Origin of the sequence: Leifsonia sp. SIMBA_070, assembly GCF_046534635.1 — a bacterium.
Classification (GTDB): Bacteria; Actinomycetota; Actinomycetes; order Actinomycetales; family Microbacteriaceae; genus Leifsonia.
The window spans coordinates 1-248 of record NZ_JAWRYK010000723.1; the positions used below are offsets into that span (position 1 = coordinate 1).

1 protein-coding gene is annotated in these 248 nt (G+C 68.5%); it reads left to right on the forward strand.

Annotated elements, in window-relative coordinates; translation table 11 throughout:
* Positions 1-248 (forward strand): YcjX family protein (locus SB754_RS22140; protein WP_410784440.1); only part of this gene is annotated, 248 nt, incomplete at both ends.

Genomic DNA, 248 nt, shown 5'->3' on the forward strand with positions numbered 1-248 from the left:
GTGCATAACCTGCTTCATGGCGGCCGCCTGCCGGTGTTCGCGCCTTACGCCGAAGGCCGGCTTGCCCGTGCGCGGCTCCAGCCCCAGCCGGACGACGCCGTCCCGCGCTTCGCCTACGAGGATCATGTCCGCGCCCTGATCGACAAGCGCATCTGGCCGGAATCGACCCGCCGCATCGCCGAACTCCGGGTGACGATCGAGTACGAATCCGCCTCCTTCCTCAACCGCAACATCGGCCCGGGTCGGCT